Annotated in this window: 25 protein-coding genes; 14 read left to right on the plus strand and 11 right to left on the minus strand. The window is 72.0% G+C overall.

The genetic code is table 11. The features are described from left to right. Nucleotides 1-320 precede the first annotated feature (320 nt). The 4 genes from ACZ6R6_RS18460 to ACZ6R6_RS18475 all read left to right on the plus strand — a co-directional run bounded on the left by ACZ6R6_RS18460 (nt 321) and on the right by ACZ6R6_RS18475 (nt 4,052). The gene (locus ACZ6R6_RS18460; RefSeq protein WP_470094792.1) at nt 321-746 is read left to right on the plus strand and encodes a MerR family transcriptional regulator; all 426 of its coding nucleotides are present in this window, start codon (nt 321-323) and stop codon (nt 744-746) included. Nucleotides 747-1,363: 617 nt separating this feature from the next. Further along, nucleotides 1,364-3,187 (plus strand): alpha/beta hydrolase, encoded by a 1,824-nt coding sequence (locus tag ACZ6R6_RS18465; RefSeq protein ID WP_470094794.1) that lies wholly within the window; start codon nt 1,364-1,366, stop codon nt 3,185-3,187. Between the two features lie 194 nt (nt 3,188-3,381). After that, a complete protein-coding gene (locus ACZ6R6_RS18470) occupies nt 3,382-3,888 on the plus strand; it encodes an SRPBCC domain-containing protein (protein WP_470094796.1) in 507 nt (168 codons plus the stop codon). Continuing rightward, entirely contained in the window at nt 3,885-4,052 is a 168-nt protein-coding gene (locus ACZ6R6_RS18475) for a YdeI/OmpD-associated family protein (RefSeq protein WP_470094902.1), read from the plus strand. The genes ACZ6R6_RS18470 and ACZ6R6_RS18475 overlap by 4 nt, the downstream gene beginning before the upstream one ends. Before the next feature lie 187 nt (nt 4,053-4,239). Here ACZ6R6_RS18475 and pip read toward each other — a convergent pair whose 3' ends face one another. Then, the gene (pip, locus tag ACZ6R6_RS18480; RefSeq protein WP_470094798.1) at nt 4,240-5,199 is read right to left on the minus strand and encodes a prolyl aminopeptidase; all 960 of its coding nucleotides are present in this window, start codon (nt 5,197-5,199) and stop codon (nt 4,240-4,242) included. A gap of 51 nt (nt 5,200-5,250) precedes the next feature. Between pip and ACZ6R6_RS18485 the strand changes: the two genes are divergently transcribed. Beyond that, nucleotides 5,251-6,549 (plus strand): MFS transporter, encoded by a 1,299-nt coding sequence (locus ACZ6R6_RS18485; protein ID WP_470094800.1) that lies wholly within the window; start codon nt 5,251-5,253, stop codon nt 6,547-6,549. Between the two features lie 215 nt (nt 6,550-6,764). Beyond that, nucleotides 6,765-7,433 carry an HAD family hydrolase gene (locus ACZ6R6_RS18490; protein WP_470094802.1) on the plus strand — a complete coding sequence of 223 codons (669 nt, stop codon included), beginning with the start codon at nt 6,765-6,767 and terminating at the stop codon, nt 7,431-7,433. A 25-nt stretch (nt 7,434-7,458) separates the two neighbouring features. Here ACZ6R6_RS18490 and ACZ6R6_RS18495 read toward each other — a convergent pair whose 3' ends face one another. After that, nucleotides 7,459-7,608, minus strand: a complete 150-nt coding sequence (locus tag ACZ6R6_RS18495; protein ID WP_470094804.1) for a hypothetical protein — start codon at nt 7,606-7,608, stop codon at nt 7,459-7,461. Nucleotides 7,609-7,615: 7 nt separating this feature from the next. Here ACZ6R6_RS18495 and ACZ6R6_RS18500 point away from each other — a divergent pair, with 7 nt between their 5' ends. Continuing rightward, nucleotides 7,616-7,801, plus strand: a complete 186-nt coding sequence (locus ACZ6R6_RS18500; protein WP_470094806.1) for a hypothetical protein — start codon at nt 7,616-7,618, stop codon at nt 7,799-7,801. Here the strand turns inward: ACZ6R6_RS18500 and ACZ6R6_RS18505 are convergent. The 3 genes from ACZ6R6_RS18505 to ACZ6R6_RS18515 all read right to left on the minus strand — a co-directional run bounded on the left by ACZ6R6_RS18505 (nt 7,795) and on the right by ACZ6R6_RS18515 (nt 11,100). Continuing rightward, the gene (locus ACZ6R6_RS18505; protein WP_470094807.1) at nt 7,795-9,060 is read right to left on the minus strand and encodes a serine hydrolase domain-containing protein; all 1,266 of its coding nucleotides are present in this window, start codon (nt 9,058-9,060) and stop codon (nt 7,795-7,797) included. The genes ACZ6R6_RS18500 and ACZ6R6_RS18505 overlap by 7 nt on opposite strands. Before the next feature lie 195 nt (nt 9,061-9,255). Continuing rightward, the gene (locus ACZ6R6_RS18510) at nt 9,256-10,356 is read right to left on the minus strand and encodes a serine hydrolase domain-containing protein (protein WP_470094809.1); all 1,101 of its coding nucleotides are present in this window, start codon (nt 10,354-10,356) and stop codon (nt 9,256-9,258) included. A 72-nt stretch (nt 10,357-10,428) separates the two neighbouring features. After that, nucleotides 10,429-11,100: a DUF4097 family beta strand repeat-containing protein gene (locus ACZ6R6_RS18515; protein ID WP_470094811.1), complete on the minus strand. Its 672-nt coding sequence runs from the start codon at nt 11,098-11,100 to the stop codon at nt 10,429-10,431. A 243-nt stretch (nt 11,101-11,343) separates the two neighbouring features. Between ACZ6R6_RS18515 and ACZ6R6_RS18520 the strand changes: the two genes are divergently transcribed. The 3 genes from ACZ6R6_RS18520 (at nt 11,344) to ACZ6R6_RS18530 (ending at nt 13,256) form a co-directional block, all read left to right on the plus strand. Beyond that, on the plus strand, nt 11,344-12,078 hold the full coding sequence (locus ACZ6R6_RS18520) for a GbsR/MarR family transcriptional regulator (protein WP_470094813.1): 735 nt from the start codon (nt 11,344-11,346) through the stop codon (nt 12,076-12,078). A 350-nt stretch (nt 12,079-12,428) separates the two neighbouring features. Further along, nucleotides 12,429-12,932, plus strand: coding sequence for a hypothetical protein (locus tag ACZ6R6_RS18525; RefSeq protein ID WP_470094815.1), 504 nt, complete (start codon nt 12,429-12,431; stop codon nt 12,930-12,932). A gap of 84 nt (nt 12,933-13,016) precedes the next feature. Beyond that, on the plus strand, nt 13,017-13,256 hold the full coding sequence (locus tag ACZ6R6_RS18530) for an ATP-binding protein (protein ID WP_470094817.1): 240 nt from the start codon (nt 13,017-13,019) through the stop codon (nt 13,254-13,256). A gap of 82 nt (nt 13,257-13,338) precedes the next feature. On the opposite strand, the gene ACZ6R6_RS18535 is transcribed toward ACZ6R6_RS18530, so the two are convergent. Both ACZ6R6_RS18535 and ACZ6R6_RS18540 read right to left on the minus strand, forming a co-directional pair. After that, entirely contained in the window at nt 13,339-14,076 is a 738-nt protein-coding gene (locus ACZ6R6_RS18535) for a hypothetical protein (protein WP_470094819.1), read from the minus strand. Then, nucleotides 14,073-14,786, minus strand: coding sequence for an ABC transporter ATP-binding protein (locus ACZ6R6_RS18540; protein ID WP_470094821.1), 714 nt, complete (start codon nt 14,784-14,786; stop codon nt 14,073-14,075). Before ACZ6R6_RS18540 ends, ACZ6R6_RS18535 begins: the two co-directional genes overlap by 4 nt. A gap of 138 nt (nt 14,787-14,924) precedes the next feature. On the opposite strand from ACZ6R6_RS18540, the gene ACZ6R6_RS18545 reads away from it, so the two are divergent. The 3 genes from ACZ6R6_RS18545 (at nt 14,925) to ACZ6R6_RS18555 (ending at nt 18,021) form a co-directional block, all read left to right on the plus strand. Next, nucleotides 14,925-16,106 carry a sensor histidine kinase gene (locus tag ACZ6R6_RS18545; RefSeq protein WP_470094823.1) on the plus strand — a complete coding sequence of 394 codons (1,182 nt, stop codon included), beginning with the start codon at nt 14,925-14,927 and terminating at the stop codon, nt 16,104-16,106. Between the two features lie 3 nt (nt 16,107-16,109). Beyond that, nucleotides 16,110-16,748 (plus strand): response regulator, encoded by a 639-nt coding sequence (locus tag ACZ6R6_RS18550; protein ID WP_470094825.1) that lies wholly within the window; start codon nt 16,110-16,112, stop codon nt 16,746-16,748. 586 nt (nt 16,749-17,334) lie between these two features. Then, complete coding sequence (locus ACZ6R6_RS18555; RefSeq protein ID WP_470094827.1) at nt 17,335-18,021, plus strand: HAD family hydrolase; 687 nt, start codon at nt 17,335-17,337, stop codon at nt 18,019-18,021. A 69-nt stretch (nt 18,022-18,090) separates the two neighbouring features. Here the strand turns inward: ACZ6R6_RS18555 and ACZ6R6_RS18560 are convergent, their stop codons facing one another. Beyond that, a complete protein-coding gene (locus ACZ6R6_RS18560) occupies nt 18,091-18,981 on the minus strand; it encodes an NAD(P)-dependent oxidoreductase (protein ID WP_470094829.1) in 891 nt (296 codons plus the stop codon). Between the two features lie 267 nt (nt 18,982-19,248). On the opposite strand from ACZ6R6_RS18560, the gene ACZ6R6_RS18565 reads away from it, so the two are divergent. Further along, entirely contained in the window at nt 19,249-20,274 is a 1,026-nt protein-coding gene (locus ACZ6R6_RS18565; RefSeq protein ID WP_470094831.1) for a GlxA family transcriptional regulator, read from the plus strand. 30 nt (nt 20,275-20,304) lie between these two features. On the opposite strand, the gene ACZ6R6_RS18570 is transcribed toward ACZ6R6_RS18565, so the two are convergent. The 3 genes from ACZ6R6_RS18570 to ACZ6R6_RS18580 form a co-directional block, all read right to left on the minus strand. Beyond that, complete coding sequence (locus tag ACZ6R6_RS18570) at nt 20,305-21,417, minus strand: NAD(P)/FAD-dependent oxidoreductase (protein WP_470094833.1); 1,113 nt, start codon at nt 21,415-21,417, stop codon at nt 20,305-20,307. 167 nt (nt 21,418-21,584) lie between these two features. Further along, a complete protein-coding gene (locus ACZ6R6_RS18575; RefSeq protein ID WP_470094835.1) occupies nt 21,585-23,234 on the minus strand; it encodes a GTPase in 1,650 nt (549 codons plus the stop codon). Next, nucleotides 23,231-25,120, minus strand: a complete 1,890-nt coding sequence (locus ACZ6R6_RS18580; RefSeq protein ID WP_470094837.1) for an ABC transporter — start codon at nt 25,118-25,120, stop codon at nt 23,231-23,233. Before ACZ6R6_RS18580 ends, ACZ6R6_RS18575 begins: the two co-directional genes overlap by 4 nt. Nucleotides 25,121-25,191 lie beyond the last annotated feature (71 nt).

The raw sequence follows: 25,191 nt of genomic DNA on the forward strand, positions 1-25,191 counted from the left end.
AGGTGAAGGGTCCCGGCCGTGGACGCGCTGCCACGTGGTGAAGAACTAGCAGGGATAAACGAAAGGAGTGTTGAACGCCATCAGGATCGCCCGTTGCCGGCTGAAGTTCGCCGCACGGGTACCGCAGCTCCACGGATTGGACGGTGGTCTACGGTCACGCATTCGCGATCCCCGCATCCCCGCCCCTACCGGGCGGCCTCATGCGGAAGCAAGTAAGTCGGCCAAATGGCCGATAGATGGTGTTGAACCTCGCGGGCCCCGGCGCATCATGGCGCCGGGGCCCCTATTGGCATTCGGGAAGGTATATGGATCAAGCACCGATGGCGTCGGCCGTCCGATCGAGCTCCGCGCTCCGAGACACCGCCGACAGAGTCCACCCGGCCGAGAGGCCCCCCGCCGCCTCCGGTGGCACCCCAGGTCACCGATTCGACGACGAGGACTACCCCGCCTACAGCATGGGCCGGGCCGCCGAAATGCTCGGCGTCACCCCGGCGTTCCTGCGCAGCCTGGGCACCGCCAAACTGATCGAGCCGCAGCGCTCCGACGGCGGTCACCGGCGCTACTCCCGCTACCAGCTCCGCCTGGCCGCCCGCGCGCGGGAGCTCGTCGACCAGGGCACCGCCCTGGAGGCCGCCTGCCGCATCATCATCCTGGAAGACCAGCTCGCCGAGGCTCTGCGCATCAACGCCGAGCTGCAGCAGTCCCGCGACCAGCGGCCTGAGAACGCCGGCCGCCGCTCGGCGTGAGGGCCGGCGATCAGGGCCCTCGTCGGCGATCCAGTGGTCCGCGGCCCCCTGCCCCACAGCGGCAGGGCGGTCGCGCCTGGTGGCGGGGGTCGGAGTGCATCGGAAACGTACGCCAAGCCCGTTCGCGTAGCCGGTTCCGGCTTGCCGCGATCAACGTGACCGGGCCCGGCCCCGGATCGCGCAGCACGCGCAGCGGAAGGCCGGCCAGACACAGCACCGCGCCGTGGCCGAAGCGCCGGCGGGCACCGTCGACCGTTTCGAGTTCGACCTCCATCCCTCGCACCCGGACGATCGCGTCGTGCCACGCGGCCGCGTCGTAGTCACGGACCTCACCACAGGCCAGGACCACCTCGCGCCGCCGGAATCCCGCGCTCACGGCAGGACCAGGGGCAGACCGAACGCGGCGAAGTGACGCGGTTCGAACAGCGTGATCACGGCGATCCGGCCGTCGTCGACCCGCGGCACGTCCAGCACCTGGGCGCGGAACCGTCCGGCCGGGTTCCTGGTCCCGTCCGCCGTGGGGTGTTCGCGTAGTGCACCGGCGTGGCGTGAACGATCATAAGACGGACACCACTGCGAAAAGGAATCGGACTGAGCCTCCCTAGAAGGAACCCCCCATGTCCTTGAGGAACACCACCGGCCTCGCCGCGCTCATTGCCGCCGGCACCCTGGCATTCGCCGTACCCGTCCCCGCCGCCGCGCAGAGCGCGCCGGCGCTGGAGGATCATCCGTGCCCCGTGACGGTTCCGAAGGACACCCGGTGCGGGTATCTGGTGGTTCCCGAGCGGCGTGACCTGCCGGACGGGCCGAAGACCAGAGTGGGCTTCGCCGTGCACCGCTCGACCGCCGCGGACCGCAAGCCGGATCCCGTCGTCTACACCAGTGGAGGCCCCGCCTCGGCGTCGATCCAGCTCACCGGTTACCTCGCCGAGATGTTCCGGGACCGCGACGTGATCGCGCTGGAACAGCGTGGCAGCAGGTGGTCCGAACCGCGCCTCGACTGCCCGGAGACGGTCCGCGCGATGCTGGACACGCTCAGGAGCACCGGCCAGGCCGCCGAGGAGACAGGTGTGATCGCCGCCGGTGCGGCGGCGTGCCGGGAGCGGCTCGGCGTGGACCTCCGAGGTTACAGAACCGGGGAGATCGCCGCCGATGCGGTGGACCTGAGGCGGGCGCTGGGATACGCGCGGTGGAACCTGTTCGGGGTGAGCTACTCGACCCGGTCGATGCTGGCGGCAGCCGCCGCCGACCCCGAGGGCACCCGCTCGGTGGTGCTGGACTCCTTCCTCCCCGCCGAGGTGAACTGGTACGACGACGCCACCCGCGATCTCACCGAGGCGGTCGCGAAGCTGTCCGGCCAGGGCTGGCCGGACCTGAGCGAACGGTTCACGGCGATGGTCGCCGGCCTGAACAGGGACCCGGCGGCCATCACCACCCGTGACCCGCTGACGGGCCGGCCGATCACCGTCCGGCTCACCGGTGACGACACGGCGACGATTCTCGGTGAGGCCATGCACTCGGTCGAGGTGCTCCCGATCGTGCCCGCCCTGATCGACGGACTGGCGGCGGGCCACCACGACCTGCTGCAGCCCCTGGCCGACGCGGCCGGGCCGGGGCTCGCCACCCACGAGTTCGGCCTCTATCACGCGGTCCAGTGCCAGGACGAGACGCCCTACAACGACTTCCCCCAGACGCAGCCCCGGCTGTTCACCGGGGTCCACGACCGGACGGTGTGCGACACCTGGAAGCTGCCCCGCGCCCCTGTCACGGCGGCCACCACCAAGGCGCCCGTCCTGGTGCTCGGTGGCCAGTACGACCCGACCACGCCGAGCCGTACGGCCAGACCCGCCGCCGAGGCGCTGCCCAACTCCCGGTTCGTCGAGTTCGCCGGCGTCGGGCACGCGGTGTTCCTGTCGAGCCGGTGCGGCCGGCAGACCATCGCCGCCTTCCTCTCCGACCCGGCGGCCGCGCCGCCCTGCGACCCCGGACAGGCCGCCTACCGGGCCGTCCGGCCAGGGGAGATCCACCTCACCGCCGCCCCCTACCGGGCACAGCAGGCGCCGTGGACGCTGCTGCCGTTCGGACTGCTGGGGGTGACGGTGCTGGTCCAGCTCGTCGCGGGCGTCCTGCGACCGCGACGCCGCCTGCCCACGCTGGTCGCGGGAGTGACCGGGCTGGCCTTCGTGGGCCTGACGGTCGACGCGGTGTACGGGGTGATCGCGGAGAACGAGACCGTGCTGGCGCTGGGAGTCCCCTCGGTCCTGCGGTGGTACGGCCTCCTCGCCTGGCTCGGCCTCGCCGCCACCGTCGTTGCGGTGTTCCGGCCGCCGCACGCGGACGGGCCCGCCGTGAAGAGACCCCTGAGAAGGCGGGGAACCCACCTTCTGGCGGCGCTCGTGTACGCGGGATTCCTCGCATGGTGGCACGTCTACTTCCTGTGACGGGAGAGGCCCCCGGCGGGGCGCTGCGACGGGGGTGCGGAGCGGGCACGTATCAGGGTCGCGGGGAAGGCCGGCCACGTTCTCCGGCCGGGTCCACGCCACACTCCAAGGAAGCACTATTCAAAATCGAGAGCACCGCTCTTTACATCGGCGCTCAAAAAGGAGATCATTGCTCTCGAAGCCAAGGAGTGATCATGAGCAAGCTGTTCTACCGCGGCCCTTCCCTCGCGGTCCTGCACACCGACTACGCCGCCCGGCACCGGATCGACGCCGAGGCCCCCGTGACCTCCGAGTCCAGCGTCGTCATCGACGCAACCCCCGCCCAGGTCTGGGAGGTGCTGACCGACCTCCGCAACTGGCCCGCCTGGGCACCGGACTACGAGGTCCTGGAGCTCGACGAGATGGCCCCCGGCGCCGACTTCCGCTGGCGGCTCGGCAAGGTCAGGATCAAGTCAAGGTTCGCGGTCGTCGCCCCCGAGCGCGAACTCACCTGGAGCGGCGTGGTCTTCGGCTACAAGGCCGTCGACCAGCAGGTGCTGGAAGCGCTCCCCGACGGCCGCACCCGGGTGACCATGCGGGAATCGCTCGCGGGCCCGCTCGTCTCCCTCGTTTTCGGCGCCGACAAGCTCCGCGCCGGCCATGACCGCTACCTGGCCGCCCTCGAGACCGAGGTGACCATGCGGTCCGCGGCACGGCGCTGACCCGCCGGCACCGCGCCGCGCAGGAGTTCTTCGCGACCCTCGACAGCCGTAACCGCTACGCGGTGCCGTACCGCGCGCAGGACGCCAAGAAGGCCGAGACCCGGGCACGCCGTATCGAGCAGTACGTCACGATGCCGGCCGAGCACAAGAAGATCTATCCCTGACGCGTACGGCGCAGCGGGTCGGCGTGCCGCCCGCCGGCCATCCGGACCTACCCGGGCCGTCCGAACCCCCGGGCCGTCCGAACCCCCGGGCGCTCACGCGGCGGGGACGTGGCGGGCGTGGCGGCCCTCCCCGACGTCAGCTCATCGGGGGTCCGATGTCGGTCCACCGACGGGCCCCGACGTCAGCTCATCGGGGGGCGAACCGGTCGATCGCTCCGAGCACCTCCGCGCGCATCGTGGGGCTGCCCGTGTGCCCCGAGTCGTCGACGATGATCAGTTCGGCGTCGGGCCAGGCGCGGGCGAGCTCCCAGGCGGTGTCGGCCGGGCCGCTCAGATCGAGGCGGCCGTGGATCAGGACGCCGGGGATCCCGGCCAGGCGGCCCGCCTCGCGCAGCAGGACGCCCTCCTCCAGCCACGCGCCGTGCGCGAAGTAGTGCGCGCAGATCCGGACGAACGCCAGCAGGTCGGCCGGGGGACGGTCGCTGTAGGGGTTCGGCTTGCCGTTCGGCTCCATGGAGACCACCACGTCCTCCCAGGTCATCCAGTCGATCGCGGCCTTCTCCCGCACCTTCACGTCGGGGTGCTCCATGAGGCGCGCGTAGGCCGCGACGATGTCGCCGTCACGGTCGGCCTCGGGGACACCGTCCCGGAACCGCTCCCACTCTTCGGGGAAGAACCGCCCGACACCCCGGTAGAGCCAGTCGATCTCCGACTGCCGGGTCATGGTGACCGCGGGGATCACGATCTCCGTCACCCGCTCCGGATGGCGCTCGGCGTAGGCGAGGATCAGCGTGGACCCCCAGGAGCCGCCGTAGAGCAGCCAGCGGTCGACGCCGAGGTGCTCGCGGAGCCGCTCCATGTCGGTGAGCAGGTGCTCGGTGGTGTTGAGGCTCATGTCGGCGGCGGGGTCGCTCGCGTGCGGCGTGCTCCGGCCGCAGTTGCGCTGGTCGAACAGGATGATCCGGTAGCGCTCCGGGTCGAAGGTGCGGCGGTGGCCGGCCGAGCATCCGGCTCCGGGGCCGCCGTGGACGACGAGGGCGGGCTTGCCGTCCGGGTTGCCGCAGACCTCCCAGTAGACGAGGTTGCCGTCGCCGGTGTCGAGCATCCCGTGGTCGTACGGCTCGATCGGCGGATAGTCCGTGGTCACGTCGTGATCCCTTCTTCGGCGGAAATACAACAGCGCTGTTACATTATGGGGGTGGATTCCCCTGATCTCGCCACCCCAGCGACCGGGCGCGCGCCGGCCGTGCCCCGGCCACGGATCCTCACCTGGGCCCTGACCATGGTGTTCCTGTCCACCTTCGGCGCGGGAATGAGTTTCTGCCTGCTGCTGTCGGTCGTCCCGCTGTACGCCTCCTCGATCGGCGCGGGCGGGTTGGGCGCGGGCCTGACCACCGGTGTCCTGATGGCCTCCACCGTGGTCGCCGAACTGTGCACCCCCCGCCTGGCCGCCAGGTTCGGCCACCGGGCGGTGATGGCGGCCGGTCTGGTGCTGCTCGGGGTCCCGGCGCTGGCGCTGCCCGGCTCGACGGGCACGGCGACGGTCATGGCCGTGTGCGCCGTACGCGGCGCGGGCTTCGCGGTCAGCGTCGTCCTCAGCGGCGCGCTGGTGGCCGCGCTGGTCCCGCCCGAGCGCCGCGGTGAGGGGCTGGGTCTGTACGGCGTCGTCGTCGGAGTACCGGCGGTCGTCGCGCTGCCGCTGGGCGTGTGGCTCGCCGGGGAGATCGGATACCCGCCGGTGTTCGTCGCCGGGGCGCTGGCCGCGCTGGCCGGGCTGGCGGCGGTGCCGGCCCTTCCGGGCCGTGCCCCGGGGCGGCCTCCGGCACCGGCACGCGATCAGGCGGCCGCGCCGGCGGCCGCACCCGGGCGACCGCCGGCACCCGAGCACAGGCAGGCACCGGCACAGCAGACGTACGGACAGGAACCGGCACAGCGGGCGCTCGGGGTCCTGGCCGGGTTGCGCACCCCCGCGCTGGTCCGCCCTTCGATCGTCTTCGCGGCCACCGCGATGGCCTCGGGGACCGTCGTCACCTTCCTGCCGGTCGCCGTGCCGCCGGGATCCGGCGACCTCGCCGCGGTGGCCCTGCTCACCCAGGCCGCCGCGTCGACCCTCACCCGCTGGTGGGCCGGGCGGCACGCGGACAGGCACGGCACGGGCCGGCTGCTGGCACCCGGCGTGCTCATGGCCGCGGCCGGCATGACGGGGCTGGTCTTCACCGCCGCCCCGGCCGCGGTGGTGGCGGGCATGGCACTGTTCGGAGCCGGTTTCGGCATCGCCCAGAACGCCAGTCTGACCATGATGTTCGAGCGGGCCCCCGCCTCCGCGTTCGGCACGGTCAGCGCCGTGTGGAACCTCGCCTACGACGCGGGGCTGGGCCTGGGCGCCGTCGCCGCCGGCGTGCTCGCCGTGCGGACCGGCTACCCGCTCGCCTTCGCGCTCACCGCCCTCCTGGTGCCGATCGCGCTCGTCCTCGCCCGTCCCCGGCCGCACCGCTGAATGGCGCGCTGCGCGCGGTGAACGGCTGACGGCACCGTCCGCATCCGGTCCGGCCCCTCAGGCATGGATCCGGACCACCGGGGATAACCGTCATGTCCGGCGGCGCGTGCCCGGCACCGGGAGCCGCCCGCCGTACCGGCGCGTCCGGGACGGCCGGCCGCCGGGCGGCACGTCCCTGCCGGCCGACAACAGGAGGGCGACAACAGGAGGGCGACATGGCCGACACCGCCATCATCGACGTCGACGGCACCCTGGTCGACACCAACTACCAGCACTCGCTCGCGTGGTACCGGGCGTTCGGCCGCTACGACGTGTGGCTGCCGCTGTGGCGCATCCACCGGCACATCGGCATGGGCGGCGACCAGCTGGTGGCGGCCCTCGCCGGTGACGCCGTCGAGCGGCGGCACGGCGACGCGCTGCGCGAGGCGTGGGTGGAGGAGTTCGACAGGTTCATCGACGAGGTGCGGCCCTTCGAGGGCGCCACCGAGCTCCTGGCCGAGATCGGCCGGCGCGGATTCGCCGTGGTCCTGGCCTCATCGGGCAGGCCGCAGCATGTCGAGCGCTTCCTCGACCTCATCGACGGCCGCGCGCACTGCCAGGCGTGGACCACCTCCGAGGACGTCGAGGCGACCAAGCCCGCCCCGGACCTGATGCGGGTGGCGCTGGAGAAGGTCCAGGGCACCTCCGGCGTCGCGGTCGGCGACTCCACCTGGGACTTCGTCGCCGCCGGCAAGCTCGGCCTGCCCGGTGTCGCGGTCCGCACCGGCGGCTTCTCACCCGACGAGCTGCGCGAGGCCGGCGCCGCCCACGTCTTCGACTCCCTCGCCGAGCTGACCGGCGACCTCGACCGCACCCCGCTGAGATCTCCGTCGTCAGGGAGCTGAATCCCGCCCGAAATTCATATAATAATTAACGACGATATACGCAGAGTAAGGAAAAAGGCTGCGCGCTTTCGGAGATGTGCGCGGTCAGGCAGGGCGACAGCTGCGCGATGCCGTCGGCGGTGATGTCCTTGCCCTGCTCGGGCTGCCAGCCCTCGGCCGGCAACCGGCGCAGCACGTCGGTCGTGTCCGGCGCCGTGTGGGAGATCACGCAAATTGGCCGGGCGCGCCGCTCCTACGCGCGGGCCGGGCGCCTGCGGACCGGCCACGCCGAGCTCGGCGTGGCCCGGTTCGCGCTCTACCTGACGCACGACCGTAAGGAGTCCACCTTCGAGATGTACGGGTCCGCGGTGCTCGGCCTGGTCTACTGAACCGGTTCGGCCTCGTCAGCCGTCCCGGTCTGCCCGTCGCAGAACACCTCCTTGACGAGCGTGTCCACCACCTTCGGGAACTTCGATCCCAGGGACCTTGCGGCGTCGTCCACATAGGTCACCGAGGCGGTCAGGGTCCTCTTGCCGTCGGGTGAGCTGTACATCAGCGCCCCGTAGCCGTGCGGAGGGGCGCCGTTGTGCTGGAAGACGGTGCCGCAGTTCGGGCCCAGGTCCTGCGCGAACAGCCCGAGGCCGTAGCCGAGCTTCCCGTACGGCTTGCGCATCTCGGCCAGCAGCTCGGCCGGCAGGAGCTTGCCGCCGTTCAGCGCGGAGATGAACGTCCGGAGATCCTGGGTGGTCGAGATCAGATCCCCGGCGCCGGCCAGCAGGGACAGGTTCTGGCGGGAGACGTCGACCGTCTTCCACTGGCCGGCGTCCTGGTGGCGGTAGTAGCCGTGGGCGTGCGGCCCGGGCAGCTGCGTCCGGTCGCCCGGCACCACGGTGCCCCGCATCCCGAGCGGCCGCAGGATCCGCCGCTTCATCTCCTCGGCGTAGGAGCGGCCGGTGACCTTCTCGATCAGCAGCAGGGCCAGCGTGTAGTTGGTGTTGGCATAGCTCTGGTCCGTGCCCGGCTCGAACCGCGCCGGCTTGGACAGCGCCAGCCGTACCAACTCCTCCGGCCGGTAGGAGCGGAACCGGTTGTCCAGCCACTCGTCGCCGGTGGCGGGGATCCCCGGCACGAACTTCCCGTCGGGGTAGTACTCGCCGGTGTAGTTGAACAACCCGCTGGTGTGCTGCAACAACATCCGCACGGTGATCCGCCGGTCCAGCTTGTACTGGGGCAGGTAGTCGGCCACCGGGGCGTCCAGCCCGATCCTGCCCTCGGCCACCAGCTGCAGCACCAGGGTGGCGGTGAAGGGCTTGATGACGCTGCCCGTCCAGAACCGCCCGTTGGTCGGCGGCTTGGCGGCCTGGCCCAGCTCGCGCACCCCGGCGCTGCCGACCCACTCGCCCCGCTCATCGTGCACGCGCAGCTGCACCCCGGCGAAACCGGCATCGACGAACGCCTGCATGGCCTCCTGCAGCTCCGGGCGGTCCTGCCCGGCCGCGGCCTTCGACACGGCCACCTTGCTGTCCGCGGCGGCCACCCCGGGCGCGGCCACAGCCGCCCCGGCCAGCAGCGCGGTCGCCAGCGCGGTAACCGCCACTCGCCGGAAGGCCTTGGTGGCCGTGATCGCTGGTGGGGATTGGGTTTTCATACTTCCTCGTCTTTCGGTGTCGCGCTCAGGCGAAGAGCTCGTCGAGCAATTCGGGGTCGATGGGGGTGGGGCCCCGGGTGGCGGGCAGGCGGCTGCGTGCCCATCAGCTCGCCTACCGGGAAGTCCCGGGCGCGCTTGCAGACGGTCGATGAAATCGGTGCTCGGCCCCGGCCACGATGAGCCGGCCCGGCTCCGTCAGCCCGCGGCCTTCCCGCCGCAGAACACCTCGTCGACGAGGCTCTGCAGCACTGTCTGGAACGTCTGCGCCAGGGACAGCGCGGCGTCGTCCACATAGGTCAGCGAGGCGGTCAGGGTCCTGCTGCCGTCGGGAGTGCTGTACATCAGCGCCGCGGAGCCCGCGATGCCGCCGTTGTGGTGGAAGACGGTGCCGCCGTCCGGGCCCAGGTCCTGCGCGAACACCCCCAGGCCGTAGCCGATCTTCGGGTGCGGCTCGCGCATCTCGGCCAGCAGCGGGGCCGGCAGGAGCTTGCCGCCCATCAGCGCGGAGAAGAACGTGTGCAGGTCCCGGGTGGTCGAGATCATGTCACCGCCGGCGGAGATCCAGGAGGGGTTCTGGCGGGTGACGTCGACCGTCTTGTCCTGACCGTCCTCCTCGTAGCGGTAGTAACTGTGGGCGTGCGGCCCGGCGATCTCCGTCGAGGTGCCCGGCGCCACGGTGTCCGACATCCCGAGCGGCTCCAGGATCAGCCGCCGCAGCTCCTCGGCGAACGAGCGGCCGGTGACCTTCTCGATCAGCAGCCTGGCCAGCACGTAGTTGGTGTTGGAGTAGCTCCAGTCCGTCCCCGGCTCGAACCGCGCCGGCTTGGACAGCGCCAGCCGTACCAGCTCCTCGTCCCGGTAGGTGCGGAACCGGTCCTCCACCCACTCCCGGCCCTGCCAGGCGATCCCCGGCGCGACCGTCCCGTCGTCGTAGTACTCGCCGGTGAAGTTGAACACCCCGCTGGTGTGCTGCAGCAGCATCCGCACCGTGATCCGCCGGTCCAGCCCGAACTCGGACAGGTAGTCGTCCGCCGGGTCGTCCAGCCCGATCGTGCCCTCGGCCACCAGCTGCAGCACCACGGTCGCGACGAAGGGCTTGGTGGAGCTGCCGATCCGGAACCGCCCGTCCGTCGACGGCTTGGCGTCCTCGCCCAGCTCGCGCACCCCGGCGCTGCCGACCCACTCGCCCCGCTCATCGTGCACGCGCAGCTGCACCCCGGCGAAACCGGCATCGACGATCTCCTGGATGGCCTTCCGCAGCTCCGGGCGGTCCTGGTCGGTAAGAGTGACGGACATGGTGGTGTACTCCTTCAAAACTGGTACGAAATCAACTGAACGGACTGGATCGCCGCGTCTGAGGGGTGCCTCTCACAGGCTGCGGGCGGTGATGTCGCCGTAGGCGGTGGTCGCGTGGATGTTCAGGCCGGCGGCGGCGCCGTCGGTGTTCTTGAGCGCGTTGTGGATGCGGCCGTAGGTGGTGCCGGCGTCCAGGGAGGCGGAGACTCCGCGGGCGGCGCCGACCGAGATCTCGCCGTGCTCGGTGCGCAGCGTGACCGTGCCGCGCACGGCCTCGGTGATGCGGAGGTCGCCCTTTTGGGTGCTGATCTCCGCGGGGCCGCCCAGGCGGCCGACCGAGACGTCGCCGGCCTGGAGGGTCAGGCGAGCGCCTTCGGTCTCGTCGAGCTTGACCGAGCCCTGCGCGCCCTCGAAGGCGACGTCGCCGAGCCGTCCCACGCCCCGGAATTCGGCGCTGGCCGCCTTCGCCTCGACCCGGGAACCTGCGGGCAGCTGGACCGTCACCTCGATGGATCCGGAAGAGCCGAGGATCTGGTTCTTCGCCGCCGGGGCCTCGATCCGCAGGACGCCGTCACGGTATTCGACCGTGGTCTGCTCCGCCGCCTTCACGTCGCGGCTCTTCGAGGTGTTCGCGGGCCGGATCTCGACCGTGGTGTCGGCCCGGTCGGCGGCGATGAACCGGATGTGTCCCGCGGGGATGTCGAGGACGGCGGAGACCGGGGCGGGGGTGTCGAACTTCTGCATGGTGCGCTCCTTCTTCTGCATCGCGCGCCCTTTCGGCCCGCTGTTTCTGACGATGGAAAAGCTACGTTGCACTCAAAGATTTGGCAACAAGACTGTTGCGCATAATCGCCATTTATGCAGGTAGAAGCCGAGAAATCGTTGCACTGACCTTGGATTTAACGCAACAATCCTCACCCTGTTCGTTGCAATGAATCAGGAATGAACGCTAGAGTGGAGACACCACAGACCACGAAGGAGACCGCGATGCCGGGAGGCAGACTCACCCAGCAGGAACGCCAGCAGATCGCGCTGGGACTGGCCGACAGCCTCGCCTACGCCGAGATCGCCAGACGCCTCGACCGTCCGACCTCGACCATCACACGCGAGGTGATGCGCAACGGCGGCCCCACCGCCTACCGCGCCGACCTCGCCCACCGCGCCACCGAACACCGCACCCACCGCCGCAGAAAGGCCGCGCCCCGAGACCCCAACACGCCCCCGCAGGCCCACGGACGCGATGCCGAAGCCGTACGCGAGTACGAGGAGACGTTCACCACCGTCTTCATGCAACAGGGTCTGCCCAAGATGACGGCCCGGGTGCTGGCCGGCCTCTACACCACCGACGCCGGCAGCCTCACCGCCTCCGAACTCGCCGGCCGCCTCCAGGTCAGCCCGGCATCCGTCTCCAAAGCGGTCACGTTCCTCGAAAGCCAGGGCCTCATCCGCCGCGAACGCGACGAACGCCGCCGCGAACGCTACGTCGTCGACGACGACGTCATATACCAATCCACGATGGCCAGCGCCCGCGGCACCGCCCACCTCGGTGAGATCGCCCGGCAGGGCGTGGGCATCCTCGGCCCCGGCACCCCGGCCGCCGCCCGCCTGGAGAACATCGCCCGCTTCGTCGACTTCATCTCCGAGAACATCGCCCGCGCCGCGGACCAGGCTCGCGACATCCTCCACACGAAACCCGGACCGACCTCGGACAGCGCTACCTGAGCCACGTTCAGATCGCGGACAGACAGCCTCGGCGACCACCGCCGGGACGTCGGCCGACGTCGGGACACACCCCCATCGCTGATACGCCTGTGACTCCGTCAGCACCGCGTCCGGCGGACGCGGAAGGACGACAGTTCCGGGTGTAAGCGGTCATAAGAAACGCTGATCGGTGGCCGTTGCCGTGGGGCTGGGCGGACATAGTGGTGCTGGCTGGCGGACAACGGAAATGCTGGTCGATGGTCAGGTAAGTCTCTTGATCAAGGTCGTGTCGGTTACGGACTCTTCCCCGCTTGGCAGCTTGGGTGGCAGATGCAGGGATCTGCTGTTCGAGCTGGTGAAGGGGGCCGCTGGTGACCAAGTCCGACTGGGAGCTGATGGAGATCTTCAGCGCCTACGACCTGACCAAATGCGCCTGGTCGGCCGCGCAACTGGTGGGATGCCACTCCCGGACCGTCCAGCGGTACGTAGCGATGCGCGAGGCCGGCGACAACGCGTATGAACCAGCGCCGCGGCCCAAGTCGATCGACCCGTTCCTGGCGAAGATCGAGGAGAAGATCGAGCGATCCGGCGGCGAAATCCGGGCGGACGTGGTCCACAAGGACCTGGTGGTGATGGGGTTTCGTGGCCGGAGCGCACCACCCGGCGCGCGGTCGCGGCGATCAAGGAGTCCTGGCGGGCGGGCCGGCGTCGGGTTTACCGGCCATGGATTCCTGAACCGGGGATGTGGCTGTAATGGGACTGGGGCGAGGGCCCGCGCATCGCTGGCGGCCGTACTCAATTGTTTTGCGCCTGGCTGGCCTGGTCGAAGTTCCGAGTGGTGCAGCCGGCCTGGGACCAGACGCTCGGGTCGCTGACCGCCTGTCTGGACGCGACGCTGCGGATCATCAGCGGAGCGCCCACCTACCTACTGACCGTCCGGCACCGGCAAGACCCACTTCATGGAAGCCCTCTGCCGCGAAGCCGTCGACGCCGACCTACGGGTCGCCTGGTTCACCCTGGAAACCCTGGCCGTCACCAGCAACATCCACCCGTCAGGGTTCGACACGATCATGCCCAAGGCCATGGCGACGGCCACCGTCGATCGCCTCATGCATCACGCACACATGGTCGAGACCAGCGGCGAATCTCACCACCTGGCCGAGGCACTCGCTGGCAAGGGCGTCATTCCCCTGACCTGACCGACCGGCAAGACTCTGCATGCCCGCCTACCTGGAGAGGTTCCTAGCGGTCCGTAATCCCCACTGCGGACGCGATCCGATGTCAGCCGATCTCCTTCCTCGAGATGCGCAGCATCCCTGCGGCCACCGGAACGACGATCCACACGGACACTGACACGGCCAGCCGAAGGGCGGCGTCGCCGGTGAACCCGCCGTTCATCAGGGGGTTGGTAGTGAGGTTGAGGTCGAGCCAGCCCGCCAGGATCGCGCCCATGTCACCGAGTCGGACGACAGCGCTCCACAGGGCCGTGCTGGCCAGACAGATCACGATCGCCGCCGGCGCGTTCAACAACACCAGACCCATGCCGAGGCCCTGGCCGGTCAGCAGCACCATCGTCACGATCCAGCCCAGCACCTTGGCGGGCGCGACGGTCCACGTGGCCTCGACTCCGTGCACCGCGGCGGCGACGGCGGTCATGGGCAAGGCCGCCAGCAGGGCGAACACGCAGCCCGCCACGGCGACCGTCAGTGGCGGCAGGCACTTGGCCGCCAGCACCCGCCCGCGCCGGGGCTCCAGCGCGAACGTGATCAGCGCGGTGCGATGCCGCCATTCGCCGGTCACCGTGAGAATGGCCAGCACGGGCAGAAGCGTCCCGAGCGGGATGGCGGCGGTCCCGGCCAGGGTGAACCAGCGCGGCTCCGACGTGAGGCCCCGGGCGACGACGGCCACGAGCGCCAGCCCGATCGCGCTCACCGCGAGGATGAGACCGCTGCGCGTGTCGAACAGCTTGCGGGTCTCGACCCGTAGCAGCCTGGTGAACGGAATGTCGGTAGGGGTCATGCGGCGCTCCTGTCGGCTTGGGCAGTCAGTTCGAGGAAGGTCCGCTCCAGGCCACCACCGCGGGCGAGCTCGGCGACGGTGCCCCGGGCGAGCACGCGGCCGCGTCCGATCATCACGATCTGGTCGGCGACCTGCTCCACCTCGTGCAGCAGGTGTGAGCTGAGCAGCACCGCGCACCCGGAGTCGGCCAGGCTGCGCAGCAGCCCGCGCATCCACTGGATGCCCTGCGGGTCGAGGCCGTTGGCGGGCTCGTCCAGTACGAGCGCCTCGGGCCGGCCCAGCAGCGCGTGGGCGATGCCGAGCCGCTGCCGCATGCCCAGCGAATAGCCGCCGACGGCCCGCCTGCCCTCCTTGCCGGTCAGCCCGACCAGCTCTTGGCTCTCCTCGACGCGCGAGCGGGGCAGGCCCAGTGTCATCGCCCCCAGCGTCAGGACCTCCCGCCCACTGCGCCCCGGATGCAGGGCGCTGGCGTCGAGCAGCGTGCCGACCCGGCGGCCGGGACAGGCGAGTTCGGCGTACGGCCGCCCGAATACGGTGGCCGACCCCGACGTCGGCCGCGAGAGCCCGGTCAGGATGCGCAGAGCCGTCGATTTTCCCGCGCCGTTGGGTCCGAGGAACCCGGTGACGCTGCCTGCCTCGACGGTGAAGGACACCTCGTCGAGGGCTTTCACCCCTTTGTATGCCTTGCTGACGCAACGGAATTCGATCATGGGCCTAGTTCACCGGATTCCCCGCCTCGGGTCATCGGACCCAGGTCGATGGCCACCGGCCGAGAAATAGACCCAGGGCTACCCGTTCTGGACCCTGGTAGCTGGGGGCGGCTCCGGCGCTTCCCTAGGCTGTCGGGCGTGAATGAGCCAGGGGTGGATGAGTGGGGCGTCGATGAGTCGGGCGTGAAAGGAAAGAGCCGGGGCGAGGCTCTGCGTTACCTCTGCGCCACTGTGCCTGCGCTGTTCGCCGGCGGGATCTCGATCCTGTCAGCCGTGAACCGCGAGGTCGCCCCCGGCCTCGCCCAGATTGCCCTGGACTTGGCCCTGTTCGGGGCCGGTCTGGCGCTGATGCGATGGCGGCACCGCTTCCCCTGGAAGGTCGCGCTGGCGACCGCACTCCTGACCCTCTACTCGACCACGGCGGCCGGCCCCGCGTACGTCACCTACGTCTCCCTGTGCACGCATCGCCGTTGGCGCCAGATCGTCCCGGTCGCCCTCGCCATGTGGCTGTGCCCGGCGGCGCAGATCCTGTGGCGGAGCGCCGACCGGCTCAAGGTCATCTCCATCACGAGCGTCACCATCGTAACCGGCAGCGTGATCGTCGGCGGGCTGACCACCTTCGGCCTCTACCTGCGCGCGCGGCGCGACCTGGCCGCCTCGCAGCGAGAGGCCGCGCTCGAGGCGCAGGCGCACCGCATCGAGCAGGCCAGACTAACCGAACGGGTCAAAATCGCCCACGAGATGCACGACGTGCTGGCGCACCGGATCTCGCTGCTGGCCATGCTCGCGGGCGGTCTGGCACACCGCACCGACCTCACCGCTGAGCAGACCCGCGAGGCGGCCCAGGCGATACAGGAGAACGCACATCAGTCGCTCAATGAGCTGCGCACCGTGCTCGGCACATTGAGCCGCGACGGCGGCGTCGAGGACCCGCAGCCGAGCCTGGCCGACCTGGACGCCCTGTTCGACGAAGTACGCGTGGCCGGGCAGCAGGTCGAGGTGGCCGACACCATCGACGGGCGCGAGCTGCTGCCGGCGCAGACGGGGCGGCACGCGTACCGGATCGTGCAGGAGTCGCTGACCAACGCGCGCAAGCACGCGCCGGGCAGCCGGGTGAGGGCCGAGCTCTGCGGACGACCGGGCCAGGGCTTACGGATCCGGATGAGCAACCCGGCTCCATACGCCGCCTCGTCCGGCCCCGGCGGGCGGCTGGGCCTGGTCGGGCTGGCCGAGCGGGCCCGGATGGCCGGCGGCACCCTGAGCCACGCGGTCCAGGACGGACGCTTCATCCTCGACGTACGACTGCCGTGGGAGGCTTGATCCGTGATCAGAGTGGTGATCGTGGACGACGACCCGATGGTACGCACGGGGCTGCGCCTCATCCTCGGCGGCGAGCCCGACCTGGACCTCGTCGGCGACGCAGCGGACGGCAGGCAGGCCATGACCGTGGTCCGCGACATGCGGCCCGACGTCGTCCTGATGGACATCCGGATGCCGGTCCAGGACGGGCTCACGACCACCGAGCTACTGCTCGATCGGCCGTCGCCGCCGCGCGTTTTGGTGCTGACCACGTTCGACGCCGACGACATGGTGCTGCGCGCGCTGCGGCTCGGCGCGCACGGCTTCCTGCTGAAGGACACGCCGCCGGCGAAGATGATCGAGGCTGTGCGCGCGGTGGCCAGGGGCGAGCCGGTCCTGTCACCGAGCGTCGCCCACCAGGTGATCGCGGCGGCCACCGGCCGGTACAAGCCGCAGGCGGTCAAGGAGCTGGACCAGCTCACCGAGCGCGAGCGCGAGGTGGCGATCGAGGTGGCCAAGGGCAGCTCGAACTCCGAGATCGCCACGGACCTGTCAGTGAGCGTGGCCACGGTGAAGGCCAACATCACCCGCATCTTCGCCAAACTCGGCACCGACAGCCGCGTGGACGTGGCGAACAGGGTACGCGACGCCGGCCTCCTGTAGTCCGAAATCGGTCGGTGGCTGAGCAGCCGGCAGCGAACCCCGGCGTACGGCAATGCGTCGAGGTTGGTGATCAGGCCGACTCGGTCAGGTGATGGGTCCGAGGATGACGCGATAGCTGGTTTCTGAGAACCGCCTTGCCTGCTGTCCGTATCGCCGCAAGTCAGCACCAAATCCGTTGGATCTTTCGATCAGACTGCTGGGACCCCGAACAGCGAAGACGTGATCCGCTTCGAACGCCCACCATCCGTCTGCGCTTTCCCTGACCGTCCAGCAGCATTTCCGATGACCGGCTGGCCACCTCGTGATGTCCGCCCATCCGCAGATCATCCTGTCCGTCCGCACCGGGCACCATCGGCAGCGGCGTCGGCGCGGACGAGAGGCCGGGCGTGGGACGTGGCTGGATCTTCATCCGCACCGACTCGGCCAACCGACCGCAAGGGCACCGGTGGGGCGTGAACGAGAACGTGAGCACCGGTTGTCACAGCGTGGCCGACCGCCCGATCGCCTTCGGCTGGGTCGGCTACCGCCCCCCGGCCTCCTCACCCCCTCCGCCGATCCTGCCGGGGGGCGTGCCGACAATGGAGTGGTGGACTACCCAGAGCTACCCGGACCCGCGTTCCTGTTCGATCTGGACGGCACGCTGATCGACAGCGTCTACCAGCACGTCATCGCCTGGCGCAGCGCCCTGTCGGGCCTCGGCATCGACCTGTCGGTGTGGCGCATTCACCGGCGCATCGGCATGAGCGGCGGCCTGTTCGTCACCGCGCTGCTGCGCGAGACCGGCCTGTCGCTGACCAGGCAGCAGATCGACGATTTGCAGCAGGCGCACGCGGACGCCTACACCGAGCAGGTCGACTCGGTGCGCCCGCTGCCCGGCGCGTCCGACCTGCTGGCCGAGCTGACCGCCCGCGGGGTGCCATGGGCGATCGCCACGAGCGGCTACGCCAGGACCGCCAGGCTGGCCCTCGGCATGCTGGGGCTGCCCGAGGACACCCCGATGGTCACCCGCGACCTGGTACGGCGGGCCAAACCCGACCCCGACCTCTTCCTCGCCGGGGCGGCGCTGCTCGGCGTCGATCCCAAGTACGCCATGGTCGTCGGCGACAGTGTCTGGGACCTGCTGGCCGCCCGCCGGGCCGGAGCACTGGGCATCGGCCTGCTGTCCGGCGGTTACGGCAGGGACGAGCTTGAGCGCTCCGGCGCGTTCCGCGTCTACGCCGATCCGGAGGACATGCGCAACCGGCTCGACGAGCTGGGTGTCCGCTCCGACTGAACCGCCGCCTCACGTGCCGCGACCGCGTGCGCCACCCGGCCACGGCGGCCCGGCGCGCATGCGGGGCGGTCAGGCGGAGGGCCTGCGGAACTGCTCGATCATCGCCGCGTAACCGTCGCCGCCGCGGCCCTCGGCCACCGCCCGGTCGGCGAGGGTCTTGACGAGCCTGGGCAGCTCGGTGCCGACACCGCCGGACTCACTCTCGTGGATGAGGTGGTCCATCGTCGCCAGGTGGGTGTCGATGGTGGCGTCGAGCGCCGGGTAGGCGCCCTCGTCGATCTGGCCCGCGTAGGCGGACACGAAGCCGGTCACGGCCTCGATCCACCTGTTCGCGAAGGGGGCGAACACCGTGGCGTCCACCTTCGCCGTCCCGACCAGGGCGGCGCCGTGCAGGAAGCTGTTCAGCGTGCCCCACATGATGCCCAGCAGCGCCACGTCGTAGAGCGATGCCAGGCCGTGGTCGGCGCCGAGGTAGGTGGTGCCCGCGCCCAGAGCCTTCAGGGTCGGCTCGTGCGCGTCGTAGGCGTCCCGCGGCCCGCTGTAGAGCAGGAAGGCGTCGGCGGTGCCGATGACCGGCGGGATGGCCATGATCGCGCCGTCGAGGTAGGTGATGCCCTCGCGGGCCGCCCACTCGGCGCTCTCGCGGGCCTGCTCCGAGGTGCCAGAGGTCAGGTTGACCAGGACCCGGCCCGCGAGGGCGTCGCCCAGGGGGGCGAGGAGCCCGTGCACGGCCACGTAGTCCGACACGCAGACGATCACCAGCGGGCTCGCCTCGACCGCGTCCCGGACCGAGGCCGCGAGGGTCGCGCCCCGGGCGACGAGCCCGTCGGCCTTCTCGGCCGAGCGGTTCCACACCGTCGTGGGGTGGCCGTTCCCGAGGAACGTCCCGGCCAGCGCCTGACCCATCAGGCCCAGGCCGATGACCGTCACCGGGGACTGGCCGGAATGGGGGTTGTGCATCGTGTGCTCCTGTTCGGTTTCGCTCCGCGGTCCGTCACCGCCGGAGCAGTCCAAGATCGCTGTAGCCGCCCGGTCCATGCCGTCGCGGCGGTCGGTCCGCGACCACCGCGGCGGCCGGCCGGTCCGTGACCACCGTGGCCGTGGCGGCCGGTCCGGGTCCGTCGTAGCGGTCGATCCGCTCGGTGAATACGCTCGCACCCCGCCCAGGACGGCGACAGTGGCAGGACTGACCGTCTCCGCAAAATTCCTGCCGTACACTTGCCGGCCATGAGTGCTGGAACCGTCGCGATAGCCGTGGTCGACGACACCGACATGCATCTGTGGGACCTGTACGAGCTGAGCATCGCCTGCTCGGTGTTCGGCAAGCCGCAGCCCGACCTGGCCGACCCGTGGTACGACCTGCGGCTGTGCTCGGGGCGGCCGGCCGGACCCGCCGGGCCGGGGTTCTCCCTGCGGACCCGCCACGGGCTGGACGGACTGGCCGGGGCGGACACCGTGATCGTCCCCTCGGTGCCGGAGGCCGTCGTCGAGGAGGGCGCGGCCGTCCCGCCGGACCTGGTCGAGGCGCTGCGCCGGGCCGCCGACGCGGGGGCGCGCATGGTCTCCCTGTGCACCGGCGCCTTCGCGCTCGCCGAGGCGGGGATCCTCGACGGGCGCCGGGCCACCGCCCACTGGATGCACACCGACGACCTGGCCAGGCGCTATCCGAAGGTGACGGTCGACGACTCGGTGCTCTACGTCGACGACGGCGACGTGCTCACCAGCGCCGGCATGACCGCCGGGCTGGACCTCTGCCTCCACCTGGTCCGCCGCGACCTCGGGGCGCACGTGGCCAACCAGCTGGCCCGCCGCATGGTGGTCCCGGCCCACCGGTCCGGCGGCCAGTCGCAGTTCATCGACCTGTCGGTCCCCGCCACCGACGACGACGGCCTCGGCCCGGTGCTCCAGTGGGCGGCCGAGCGCCTCGACCAGCCGCTCACTGTCGACGACCTGGCCCAGCAGGCGGGGGTGAGCCCGCGGACCTTCTTCCGGCACCTCCAGGCGGTCACCGGGACCACCCCGCTGAAGTGGCTCCTCAACCAGCGCCTGGCCCGCGCGCAGTCCCTCCTGGAGGAGACGGACCTGCCGATCGAGAGGGTCAGCGAGCTCAGCGGCCTGGGCACGGCGGCCAATCTGCGCCGCCACTTCACCCTCCACGTCGGCGTCACGCCCACCCACTACCGGCGCGCCTTCGAAACACCCCAGGCCGGCTCCCAGCACGCCCTCGGGGCATCCCGGACCGCCACCGGATAGCCGGCGTCCCCTCCGGACGCCCCGCCCCGGCTACAGGGAGGCCGGTATGGACGGGTTGCGCATGCACATGATCGTGCCCCGCACGATGGCCTCCTTGTACAGCGCCGCCGGCCTGCCGGTGAGCACGGCCTCACGCGGGCTGTCGTCGCCGTGGACGAACTGGATGAGCCCGTCGCGCCGGCCGAGGCTGACGCACTGGTTGAAGTACCGGAAGCGCAGCGGCCGCGGCTCGCGGCCGGCCAGCCGGTCGGCGATCACCCGCGCGGCGTGCTGGGCGGACGGTATCCCGGTCGCGCACGCCATGCGCAGCTCCTGCCCGTCCTGCTTCCGTACGGCCGCCGCGTCCCCGACCCCGTGGACCTCCGGGTGCGAGACCGAGCGCAGCGTGTCGTCCACGATCATGCGGCCCCGGCCGTCGACGGCGAATCCGGCCTCGCGCGCCAGGTCCGGGACCCGGAAGCCGGCGGTCCACACGACGGTGTCGGCGCTGAGGCGTCCGCCGCCCGCCAGCACCAGGCCGTCCTCGCGGACCTCGGTCACCTGGGCGTTCTCCCTGACCTCGATGCCGGAGCGGTGGAAGACCTTCCGCAGGTACCGCTGCGCGCGCCGGGACAGCCCGTCGCCCAGGACGCCGCCGGTCACCAGCCGCACCTTCACCCCCGGGTGGACCTCGGCCAGCTCGGTGGCGGCCTCGATGCCGGTCAGCCCGCCCCCGGCCACGGTGACCGTCCCGCCCGCGCGCAGCCGGTCCCGCAGGCGCGCCGCCTGGTCGGGGGCGGCGAGGGTGTGGGCGTGCTCGGCGACGCCGGGGACGGAGCCGAGGTCGGCCTGGCTGCCCAGGGCGTAGACCAGCATGTCGTAGCCGACGCCCCGCGGCGCGTGCGCCAGCCGTACGGTCCGGCCCGCCGGGTCGATCCCCGTCGCCCGGTCGACGACGAGCTCGACCCCCGTCCCTTCGAGCAGGCCCTTCAACGGCAGGTCCCGCAGCCGCTGACCGGCGGCGAGCTGGTGCAGCCGGACCCGCTCGACGAACCGGTCGCCCGCGTTGACCAGGGTGACCCGGGCCTCCGTCCGCCTGGCCACGAGCTTGGCCGCGACGAGCCCCGAGTAGCCGGCGCCGAGGACCACGATGTGAGGTGCCATTTCCTTCTCCCTTTCCGTCACCCCTCCGAACCGGCGACCGGGAGAATCCGTGACAACGACCGTGTATGAGCTGGGTCACACCCGAGCCGGCTCACACCCGAGCCGGATGGCACTCCGGGCCGGTCACACCGCGTGCGCGCGACGGGGACGCGGCCCCCGACCCGTGATCAGGCTCCGGTGGGACTCCGGTCGCCGTCGCCGTCCCGGGCCGCCGTGACCGCCTCGGTGAAGCGGCGGTAGCGGGACAGCTCCTCGCTCACGGGCGCCAGCACGAGCTCGCGGGCGACCTGGTCCACGTTCGCGCGCAGCGCCCTGCCCGCCCTGCGCGCCCGCCGCCGGCCGCCCAGCCAGGCGGTCCCACGGCACAGCAGCGCGATCACCAGCCCGAGGACGGCCCCGCCGACCAGCAGCGCGGTGGGCCAGGGCAGCTCGCCCGCGGTCGGCAGGTATGGCTGCGGCAGCCGGAGGTAGTCCATCCCGAGCAGGCCGAGCAGCCACAGCCCGCCCGCCAGCATGGCCGCGGTCACCGCCCACTGCGCCAGTCCGGCCACCCGCCACCACGCGGGCCGCCGGGCCGCGCCGAGCGAGGCGGTGGCCACGGCCCGGTCGAGGCCGTCCTCCAGCTCGTCCCCGTGCGAGCGGGCCGCCTGCCGTACGGCCGCCGCCCACGGTGCGGGCAGCCCCGCCGAGGCGGCCCCGGCGGCCTCGCGGATCGCGGTGTCCATCCGGGAGCGCTGCACGGCGGTCGCGACGGGGATCGAGGTCCGCCCCACCAGCCCGCCGGAGCCCTGGGCCTCGGCGGAGCCCAGGCGGAGGCGGCGGAGCGGATCGGGCCGGAGCCTGCGGATCCAGCGGGTCGGCGGCCAGCCGGTGGCGGCGACCGACCGGTGCCGGTGGGCCTTGGCCACGGCCTCGACGACGACCGGCACCCCCGCCGCCTCGGCCAGCGCGGCGGTCAGGGCTCTGGCGGAGGCGTCCGCGGACGCCTCCGGCGCCTGCCCGTCCGCACCGCCGGAGGCCCGCAGGAGGGTGTCGGCGGCCGTGCCGACGTCGGCGGCCAGGCGGGTGGCCCAGGAGCGCCGGTCGGCGACCCGGGAGGCGAGCAGGGAGCGCAGCTCGGACAGGCCGGCGCCGGTGCGCGCCGAGACGCCGACCAGCGGCACCCCGGCCAGCCCGTCCTCGTCGAGCAGCCGCCGCAGGTCCTTCAGGCACCGCTCGGCGGCGGCCGGGGTCAGCCGGTCGATCTGGTTGAGGACGACGACCATGACGCCCCGGTGCCGGGCCAGCGGCCGGAGATACCGCTCGTGCACGGCCGCGTCGGCGTACTTCTGCGGGTCGAGCACCCACACCAGCAGGTCGACCAGCTCGACCAGCCGGTCCACCTCCAGCCGGTGCGCCAGCTCGATCGAGTCGTGGTCGGGCAGGTCGAGCAGGATCAGCCCGGCCGCCTCCCCGTCGGCCGGCACCTCGTGGCGGCGGGGGATCTCCAGCCAGTCGAGCAGCGGCCCGGCCCCGGCGCCCTCCCAGAGGGCGGCCTGGGCGGTCGAGGTGGTCGGGCGGGTGACCCCCACCGTGGCGAGGCCGGTGCCGGACAGCAGGTTGAACAGCGAGGACTTGCCGCTGCCCGTGGCTCCGGCCAGCGCGACCGCGGTGTGGTCGACCGACAGGCTCCGCCGTACGCCGGCGCGGGAGACCACGGAGCGCGCCCCGGCCACCGCGTCGGCGTCCAGCCGCCCCTCGGCCAGGTCGGCGGCCTCCGCCAGCCCCGTCAACCGGTCGTCCAGGGAGAGGGCGCCCGCGCGCCGCAGCAGTTTCACCTGTCGCCTCCCTCCCGGTCGGCCGTCCGGGGGACGGCGCCCGGGGGCCGCTCCAGCGGGTCCGGGGCGGGGTCCGCGCCGCCGGACGGGAGCGTGAGCCTGACGGGCGTGGCGGGCAGCCGCTCCTGCCGCTCCCCGGCCGGCAGCCCGGCCCGGCGGCCCGGGGCCGGGATCTCCCGCTGGTGGTCCCGTACGGCGTGCGCGGCGGCCCGGAGGGCGGGGGCGGCGTCCTCGGGAGGCTGGACCGCGTCGAGGAGGGCGGTGAAGCGGGCCGCCTCGGCGCCGAGGAGGGCGGCGACGCGGGCCCGCAGGTCGGTGCGGGCCTTGACGGTGAGGGTCCGGACGGCCTGGTCGCCGAAGACGGCCTCCAGGAGTTTCTGGCTCAGCACGCTGGTGCCTCCGGCGATGCCGAGCTCGATGCCGGTCAGGCCGCCGGTGGAGGCGAACACCGCGAGCATCAGCAGCAGCCCCGCGCCGTTCACCCCGTAGGAGGTGAGCCGGGCGGTGGTCCGCCGGTCGGCTCCCTCCTCGCGGACCAGGCCGAGCACGTATTCCTGCCAGCCCCGGACCGCCGCCTCCGCCTTCATGGGCAGGTCGGCCGAGGCCCTGCCGAGCCGCCCGGCCCCGGCGACCCCGGTCTCCTCAAGCAGGGCGAGCCCCGAGGGATGCGACGACCACGACTCCAGCACGCGCTCGGCGGCGCCGTCGGCCGAGGCCCTGATCAGCGCCTCCACCCCGCTCTCCAGCGCGACGCGCAGCTCGCTCTCGGGCGCGGGCCGCCCGGTGAACAGCGCCACCACGCGGTCCCTGAACCGGCCGACCCGGTTCTCCAGGGAGCGCATCAGGTCGCCGGTCCCGATGAAGTCCTGCCAGCGGGCCAGCACCTCGCCCCGGAGCAGCGACCCGTCCAGCATGCCCTCGTCGAAGGAGGCCAGCCCCCCGGCGTAGGCGGCCTCGGTCATCGAGCGCAGCTCGGCGGCCACCGCGTGCTGGCGGTCCACGGCGTCGGCGAGGGCGGGGACGCGGGTGGCGAGGCTCTCCAGGGCGCCGGACAGTGTCTGGCGGACCACGTCGGCGCGGGCCTGGGAGTCGGCCGCGATGCCGGTCAGCCAGTCGGCGACGGCCTCGACCGCCTGGCGCGGCAGCCGGGCGTTCTCCTCGGGCAGCACCAGCTCCGGCACCTCGAACAGGAGCGTCCCGCCCAGCCCGTTGGCCTCCAGCAGCCGGGCCAGGTCCCGTCTCACCACGCCCAGCGCCTCCGGCGGGACCCGCGACAGGATGACGGCCAGGGCCGTGCTCCGCTCCCGGGCGGCGCGCAGGAAACCCCACGGCACCTCGTCCGCGTAGCGGGCCGCGGTGGTGGTGAACAGCCAGAGGTCGGCGGCGGCGAGGAGCTGGGCGGCGAGCTCGCGGTTGGCGGTGACGACCGAGTCGATGTCCGGCGCGTCGAGCAGGGCCAGGCCGGGCGGGAGGCCGGGGACGGTGACCACCCGGAGCGTGCCCGGTTCGGCGGCGCCGCCCCCCGTGACCCGGGGCAGGCCGGGCAGGACGTGCTGGGCGGTGAACCAGGCGCTGTCGGCGGGGCCGGTGACCAGGGTGGGGGCCAGCGTGGTGGGCCGCAGGACGCCCGGCTCGGTGACGTCGGCGCCGACCAGGGAGTTGACCAGGGTCGACTTGCCCGCCCCGGTGGAGCCGCCGACGACGGCCAGCAGCGGGGCGTCGATCGCGCTCAGGCGCGGGATGAGGTAGTCGTCGAGCTGGCCGGTCAGCTCGCGCAGGGCGCGCCGGGCACTCCCCACGTCGCCGGCCGCGAGGGGGAACAGGTCGAGGGCGAGGTGGCGCCGCAGCTCCCGCAGCGCCTCAAGCAGACCGTCACTCCCACTCATAGGAGCGATCCTTCCCGCAGGGAAGGCCCCTAGACGTGATTTTGCCCCACCGCTCGACCGGGTCACGGGGG

The sequence above is a fragment of the Streptosporangium sp. NPDC048886 genome (genome assembly GCF_055586905.1).

Excerpts from the sequence above, each read along its gene's own strand:
- ACZ6R6_RS18465 (WP_470094794.1), top strand. The coding sequence starts at position 1,364 with ATGTCCTTGAGGAACACCACCGGCCTCGCCGCGCTCATTGCCGCCGGC.
- ACZ6R6_RS18515 (WP_470094811.1), bottom strand. The coding sequence starts at position 11,100 with ATGCAGAAGTTCGACACCCCCGCCCCGGTCTCCGCCGTCCTCGACATC.
- ACZ6R6_RS18490 (WP_470094802.1), top strand. The coding sequence starts at position 6,765 with ATGGCCGACACCGCCATCATCGACGTCGACGGCACCCTGGTCGACACC.
- ACZ6R6_RS18535 (WP_470094819.1), bottom strand. The coding sequence starts at position 14,076 with ATGACCCCTACCGACATTCCGTTCACCAGGCTGCTACGGGTCGAGACC.
- ACZ6R6_RS18540 (WP_470094821.1), bottom strand. The coding sequence starts at position 14,786 with ATGATCGAATTCCGTTGCGTCAGCAAGGCATACAAAGGGGTGAAAGCC.
- ACZ6R6_RS18560 (WP_470094829.1), bottom strand. The coding sequence starts at position 18,981 with ATGCACAACCCCCATTCCGGCCAGTCCCCGGTGACGGTCATCGGCCTG.
- ACZ6R6_RS18505 (WP_470094807.1), bottom strand. The coding sequence starts at position 9,060 with ATGAAAACCCAATCCCCACCAGCGATCACGGCCACCAAGGCCTTCCGG.
- ACZ6R6_RS18510 (WP_470094809.1), bottom strand. The coding sequence starts at position 10,356 with ATGTCCGTCACTCTTACCGACCAGGACCGCCCGGAGCTGCGGAAGGCC.
- ACZ6R6_RS18520 (WP_470094813.1), top strand. The coding sequence starts at position 11,344 with ATGCCGGGAGGCAGACTCACCCAGCAGGAACGCCAGCAGATCGCGCTG.
- ACZ6R6_RS18580 (WP_470094837.1), bottom strand. The coding sequence starts at position 25,120 with ATGAGTGGGAGTGACGGTCTGCTTGAGGCGCTGCGGGAGCTGCGGCGC.
- ACZ6R6_RS18570 (WP_470094833.1), bottom strand. The coding sequence starts at position 21,417 with ATGGCACCTCACATCGTGGTCCTCGGCGCCGGCTACTCGGGGCTCGTC.
- ACZ6R6_RS18565 (WP_470094831.1), top strand. The coding sequence starts at position 19,249 with ATGAGTGCTGGAACCGTCGCGATAGCCGTGGTCGACGACACCGACATG.
- ACZ6R6_RS18460 (WP_470094792.1), top strand. The coding sequence starts at position 321 with ATGGCGTCGGCCGTCCGATCGAGCTCCGCGCTCCGAGACACCGCCGAC.
- ACZ6R6_RS18470 (WP_470094796.1), top strand. The coding sequence starts at position 3,382 with ATGAGCAAGCTGTTCTACCGCGGCCCTTCCCTCGCGGTCCTGCACACC.
- ACZ6R6_RS18530 (WP_470094817.1), top strand. The coding sequence starts at position 13,017 with ATGGAAGCCCTCTGCCGCGAAGCCGTCGACGCCGACCTACGGGTCGCC.